The organism is Sphingopyxis sp. (assembly GCF_041916015.1).
Taxonomy (GTDB): Bacteria; Pseudomonadota; Alphaproteobacteria; order Sphingomonadales; family Sphingomonadaceae; genus Sphingopyxis.
The window spans coordinates 1-5,858 of the sequence record NZ_JAYSAH010000037.1 but is presented as its reverse complement, the minus strand read 5'-3'; the positions used below and the strand labels follow the sequence as shown (position 1 = coordinate 5,858).

At 66.7% G+C, this 5,858-nt stretch carries 8 protein-coding genes; all 8 read left to right on the top strand.

Features of this window, described 5'->3' with window-relative positions; genetic code table 11:
* On the top strand, window positions 1–1,153 hold a 1,153-nt coding region (locus tag ACE3SL_RS05610; protein ID WP_374524774.1), incomplete at its 5' end, for a replication initiator protein A.
* On the top strand, window positions 1,150–1,803 hold the full coding sequence (gene parA / locus ACE3SL_RS05605) for a ParA family partition ATPase (protein WP_374524773.1): 654 nt from the start codon (window positions 1,150–1,152) through the stop codon (window positions 1,801–1,803). The genes ACE3SL_RS05610 and parA, both read left to right, overlap by 4 nt.
* Window positions 1,800–2,051 carry a hypothetical protein gene (locus tag ACE3SL_RS05600; RefSeq protein WP_374524772.1) on the top strand — a complete coding sequence of 84 codons (252 nt, stop codon included), beginning with the start codon at window positions 1,800–1,802 and terminating at the stop codon, window positions 2,049–2,051. The genes parA and ACE3SL_RS05600 overlap by 4 nt, the downstream gene beginning before the upstream one ends.
* Window positions 2,048–2,569 carry a DUF2840 domain-containing protein gene (locus tag ACE3SL_RS05595; protein ID WP_374524771.1) on the top strand — a complete coding sequence of 174 codons (522 nt, stop codon included), beginning with the start codon at window positions 2,048–2,050 and terminating at the stop codon, window positions 2,567–2,569. Before ACE3SL_RS05600 ends, ACE3SL_RS05595 begins: the two co-directional genes overlap by 4 nt.
* Window positions 2,566–3,111 (top strand): S26 family signal peptidase, encoded by a 546-nt coding sequence (locus ACE3SL_RS05590; protein WP_374524770.1) that lies wholly within the window; start codon window positions 2,566–2,568, stop codon window positions 3,109–3,111. The genes ACE3SL_RS05595 and ACE3SL_RS05590 overlap by 4 nt, the downstream gene beginning before the upstream one ends.
* Window positions 3,112–3,178: 67 nt before the next feature.
* Window positions 3,179–3,526 (top strand): DUF736 domain-containing protein, encoded by a 348-nt coding sequence (locus ACE3SL_RS05585; protein ID WP_374524769.1) that lies wholly within the window; start codon window positions 3,179–3,181, stop codon window positions 3,524–3,526.
* 3 nt (window positions 3,527–3,529) lie between these two features.
* Window positions 3,530–4,303 carry a lytic transglycosylase domain-containing protein gene (locus ACE3SL_RS05580; RefSeq protein WP_374524768.1) on the top strand — a complete coding sequence of 258 codons (774 nt, stop codon included), beginning with the start codon at window positions 3,530–3,532 and terminating at the stop codon, window positions 4,301–4,303.
* 244 nt (window positions 4,304–4,547) lie between these two features.
* On the top strand, window positions 4,548–5,858 hold a 1,311-nt coding region (locus tag ACE3SL_RS05575; protein ID WP_374524767.1), incomplete at its 3' end, for a relaxase/mobilization nuclease domain-containing protein.

Genomic DNA, 5,858 nt, shown 5'->3' with positions numbered 1-5,858 from the left:
GCGGCAACAATCCCGATCGGAGCGCGGACAGCTCGACCTGTTTCGAGCGCTCCCTGGCGAGTTCGCTGCCCGAGATGCGCAGGATCTCATGGCCTATCCCTTCTTCTCCCTCTCCAAGTCCCATCGCACTGCACCGATCGATTTCTGCGCGGGCGACGTATCGATCCGCGTCGAGGCCGTACCCGATCACGGCATGGCGACCATCTGGGATGCCGACATCCTGATCTGGGCGGCGAGCCAGATCGTCGAGGCGCGCGACGCGGGCTTGCGCACCTCTCGGCTGATGGTCGCCACCCCCTATGAAATCCTGAAGTTCATCGGCCGTGGGACATCCCTGCGCGACTATCAGCGCCTCAAGGCCGCGCTCGACCGGCTGCAATCGACGACGATCTGCACTTCGATCCGGCAGCCCGCCGAGGGCCGGCGGCACCGCTTCTCGTGGATCAACGAGTGGAAGGAACGCACCGACCGGAACGGGAAGCCCGACGGAATCGAGCTGATCGTGCCCGACTGGTTCTACCAAGCCGTCCTCGACGACGCGCTCGTTCTCACGATCGACCGCGCCTATTTCGACCTGACAGGCGGTCTCGATCGCTGGCTCTATCGGATCGTCCGAAAGCATGGCGGTCGTCAACGCAAGGGCTGGCGGTTCGACTTCCGCCACCTCCACCAGAAATCGGGCGCGCTGTCGCCGTTCAAGCGCTTCGCCTTCGAGCTGCGCGACATCATCCGTCGCCAACCGCTCCCCGGCTACACGCTGTTCCTGGAGATCGACGCTGGCGGCCGCACGCTGCTCGCCTTCGAGCCGACGCCGGCCTGTGGAAAAGCTGTGGAAGGCTTCGTGCCATCGGGAACCCGAGGGCACGTGCCATCAGGAACCGCCCCATCGTGCCAACGGGAACCCAAACGGGCCTTAACCTACGACACGAAAAGCGAAAATCGCGCCCTTAACTTAGAGTCTAACAGAGAATCTAACTTTGAAGAGCGCGCGCGCGACGTGGAAAGCCTCGTCCGGCAGGCCGCAAATGCGCTCAGCGCCACGGGGAAACGCCGCGCCAACGCTCCAGCCTGTGCCGGCACCAGCTCTGAAGCGGCCAACGCTCACGGCCTTCCGCAACTCCCCTTCGATCCTCGTGCGGGAGGCCGCCGATGATCGTGGCCTTCCTCAACCAGAAAGGCGGCGTCGGCAAAACGACGCTGGCGCTCAACCTCGCCGGCGAATGGGCACGACAGGGAAAGCGCGTCACACTGATCGACGCGGACCCGCAAGGCTCGGCGCTCGACTGGTCGCAGCAACGGGAGCATGCGGGCAAGCCCCGCCTGTTCGGCGTCATTGGCCTCGCCCGCGATACGTTGCACCGGGAGGCGCCCGAACTCGCTCGCGATGCCGATCATGTCGTGATCGACGGGCCGCCGCGCGTCGCCGGCCTGATGCGTTCGGCGCTGCTCGCCGCCGATCTCGTGCTCGTCCCGGTGCAACCATCGCCGTTCGACGGTTGGGCCTCGGCCGAGATGCTGGCGCTCATCAGTGAAGCGCGCATCTACCGGCCTCAGCTTACGGCCCGTTTCGTGCTGAACCGCTGCGATGCACGCACCATGCTTGCACGCGAAACGGCGGAGGCGCTGGCCGACCATGATCCGCCCGTCCTAGCCGCCACCATCGGCCAGCGCATCGCCTTCGCGGCCGCCGCGCAATCGGGCTGCCTGGTGTCCGAGCTGGACGACGACACGCCCGCCGCGCGCGAGATCGCAGCGCTGGCGGACGCGATCGACGGCCTCGGCATCGGGAGGGCGACACGGTGAGCGAGCGTCCGGCCCGTCGCGGTTTCGCTTCCCGGCCCGCCGATCCCGATCAGTGGATCAGGGCTGCTGGTGCGTCGCCGCGCAACGATAGCGCCACCGGCTACACCGCGCGGCTCACCATCGATGTGACGCCGGACCAGCGCGGCCGGATCAAGATCGCTGCGTTCCATCGCGGCGTCACCGTTGCCGACATGCTGCGCGATCTGTTCGCGCGCGAATTTCCCCCTGCCGAAGGAGAACATCCATGACCGGCAACGCGCTCCTCCGCGTGCGCGGCCGCCCCGCGCCGATTGCGCAGACCTCCGACAGCCTCACCCATGTCGAGCTGACCTGGATCGAAAAGCGGATCGAGAACTGGATCAGGTTCGGCCAGCAAGTCCGCGACGAGGTGCTCGACCGTCGCCGCCGTGTCTTCTCCTATCGTCCCGGCAGCGTCTTCGCCTTCGTCCGCTGGGCGGCCAACGACTTCGGCACGACCAGTTCGCGCATCGACATCGTGCGCGCGGTCGAACCGAACGAACCCTATCAGACTCTGCCCTTTGTACAGCCGGGCGGCGACATTCTGCTGAAGATCGAGGGATGGCCCCAGGTCGAACAGGTGCTTCGCCACATCGACGCGGTGGAAGCCATCGGCATCCTACCGCATGACGTCGCCCCCGATCACTGGCGGCACGTTGCCAACCGGATGAGCACCGGCCAAGAGCCGCGTGCCTACACCAGGGAACGCCATCAGGCGTGGCTCAAGCGGCGGGAGATCGAGAGATGACCCGTCGCGGCTATGTCATCGCGACGTGTCTCGCCATCATGGGGACGACACTGGCGTCGCCCGTTCCGGTTCCGCTTCGCCTGATCTGGAACGCTTCGGCCAGCGTGCCGATCGGCTTATATGACCTCGATCCTCCGGGTCATCTGGAGATCGGAGATCTGGTTGCGGTATTGCCGGACCAGCCACTCGCCGATTTCCTGGTCGAGCGCGGCTATATCGGTCGCGACGTGCCGCTGATGAAGCGCGTCATGGGGCTTGCCGGCCAGCGGGTCTGCCGCACCGGCAACGCCATCACGGTCGACGCGATACCGCTTGGGCATGCGCTCGACCGCGACCGGCGCGGACGTCCGCTGCCGGTCTGGCAGGGCTGTCGCCGCCTCGCCGACGGTCAGATTTTCCTCATGAACCCCGATGTCAGCGACAGTCTGGACGGCCGTTACTTCGGTCCGATCCCGGCGCGCGGCGTCATCGGCAAGGCGACGCCGCTCTATACCGACGAGGGTGGCGATGGTCGCTTCGTCTGGCGTGCCGCCACACGCTGACCGCTTCCGATCGACGGGAGCGGTGCCCGTCGATGGCCTTCCCAACACCACCGCCATGGAGAGAGTCATGCCGCAGATCGGTCAATTCACACGTGAGACGTCCGGCTTCACCGGACGCATCGAGACATTCACGCTCTTCCGCGACATCGCCATCGTGCCCGCCGAACCGTCCGATGCGGAAAACGCACCGGACTATCGCATCCATGCCCGCGATGACGGCGCCGAGGAGACCGGCCCGGAGATCGGGGCGGGCTGGAAACGCACCGGCGAGCGCGCAGGCGAATATGTCGCGCTGCTGATCGACGATCCGGCCCTGCCGCAGCCGATCCGCGCCAACCTGTTCCGCGACGATGAAGGCGGCAACGCCTGGTCGCTGCACTGGTCGCGACCGCGCGACCGCGCCGAGAAGGATTGAGCGATGGCTGGACCTCGTCCGACGACGAGCCGCCGGCATGTGTCCGGGCTGCGCTCCGCAGCCCGGCGCATGGCTCTCCTTCTCCTTACCGGCCTCTCTGTCGGAAGCGTCGTACCGGCGATCGCTCTGGCTCAGGATGCGCCGATCGCACGACCATCGGTCCGCGATCCCCACGCTCTATATATCGCTGAAGCGGCGGCGCGCTTCCGAATACCGATTGCGTGGATACGCGCTGTCATGCGGGCGGAAAGCGCCGGCGATCCCAGCGCGACCTCACCCAAAGGAGCGATGGGCCTGATGCAGATCATGCCCGAAACCTGGGCAGGCCTGCGTGCTCGCCATCGCCTCAGCGCCGATCCTTATGATCCCCACGACAACATCATCGCGGGCGCGGCCTATATTCGCGAGTTGTTCGAGCGGTACGGTTCGCCCGGCTGGATCGCGGCCTATAATGCTGGCCCCGGCCGTTACGAGGACTCTCTCGACGGCCGCCCGCTGCCCGCCGAGACGCGCGCCTATCTCGCCATCGTCGCGCCGTCGGTCAGCAGCGGCGATCCCGCCAGCCCCGTCATGGTCGCGGTGGCCGATCCGCTCGCCTGGACGCGCGCACCACTGTTCGTCGCGCAATCCGAGCGCAGCGCCGCTGCCGATCCTTTGCCGGCTGAACGCGCCTCCAGCGACGCGAGCGTGACGCCGGCCGTGCACGATGTCTCCGCCATCATGCCGCAGTCCGGCGGGCTTTTCGTCGCCCGCGCCGACGACCGGACCGCTCGATGAGCGCCCGCGTTCCTGATCACACGATAGCGTATCCCGGCGTGTCATGGCGTGGGCTGAGGTGGGAAGCAGGCAACACGACCGAACGATGGCGAGATAAAAAGCTGCGAGGTGCGGCGTCGGTCGGTCGTGTTGTTTCAATGGGTTACACCGATCTTTCGCGAGGTGCACTGTTTTCGCAAACCTCGCGAGCGCGCCGTTTCTTCCGTGATTTCATCTGTTTGATGCGATGTGCGGAGTCTCGGCGATGAGCGGCGATGACGATTTCCGCATCCGGCCCGGCCGTATCCGATCGTCAAGCGCGCAGCGTGCCAGGCCCTTCATCGCGCAGGCGCTGGCTGCCGCGCAGAAGGCCGGCGCTCGCGTCTCGCGTTCTGGCCGGATCAGCTCCGGCAATCGCTCGACCTTCGGGCGTGGCCGAACGGCGAGTGTTCGCGCCAACCGTCTCCTCACGGGCCGCTCGCGCGTCGTCGTCATCAAGACTCGCCTGGTGCGCCATCATGCCCGCACGGCGCCGCTCGCAGCCCATCTCAACTATCTGCGCCGCGAGGGCGTGACCCGTGACGGAGAGAAGGCCCGGTTGTTCGGGGCGGAGACGGACGAGGTCGAGGGCCGCGCCTTCGCCGAGCGTTGCGGCGACGATCGCCACCATTTCCGCTTCATCGTCTCGCCGGAGGACGCCGTGGACATGGCGGACCTCAAATCCTTCACCCGCGATCTGATGAACCAGATGGAGAAGGATCTCGGCACGAAGCTCGATTGGGCCGCCGTCGATCACTGGAATACCGACAACCCGCACGTCCACATCATCCTGCGCGGCCGTGCCGATGACGGGCAGGACCTCGTGATCGCGCGCGACTACATCAAGGAAGGCATGCGCGCCCGCGCCGCCGACCTCGTCACGCAGGAATTGGGGCCGCGCACCGATCTCGACATTCACCGCGCTCTGGAGCGACAGGTCGATGCCGAGCGCTGGACGCAACTCGACCGCCACCTTGCCCGCGATGCGCACACCACGGGCGTCATCGACATGGCGCCCGACCGACAAGCCCGGCCCGACGAATATCATGCGCTCAAGGTCGGACGGCTGCACAAGCTGGAAACGCTCGGCCTCGCCGTCGAGGTCGGCCCCGGCCAGTGGACGATCGACGGCAAGGCCGAGGCGACGCTGCGCGAACTCGGTGAACGCGGTGACATCATCAAGCGGATGCACCGGGCGTTGACGGAACGCGGCATCGAGCGCGGATCGGCCAGCTACGTGCTAGCCGCCGAAAGTCTCGATACGCCGATTGTCGGCAGGCTGGTCGATCGAGGCCTCGACGACGAACTGAAGGGCACGGCCTATGCCGTCGTCGATGGCGTCGACGGACGCACCCACCACATCAAGCTGCCCGATCTCGATGCGGCCGGCGACAGCGCGCCCGGCTCGATCGTCGAGCTGCGCCGGTTCGATGACGCACGGGGGCAACGTCGCGTCGCCATAGCCGTTCGCTCCGACCTCGACATCGATCGCCAGATCACGGCGTCAGGCGCGACCTGGCTCGACCGCCAGAACATC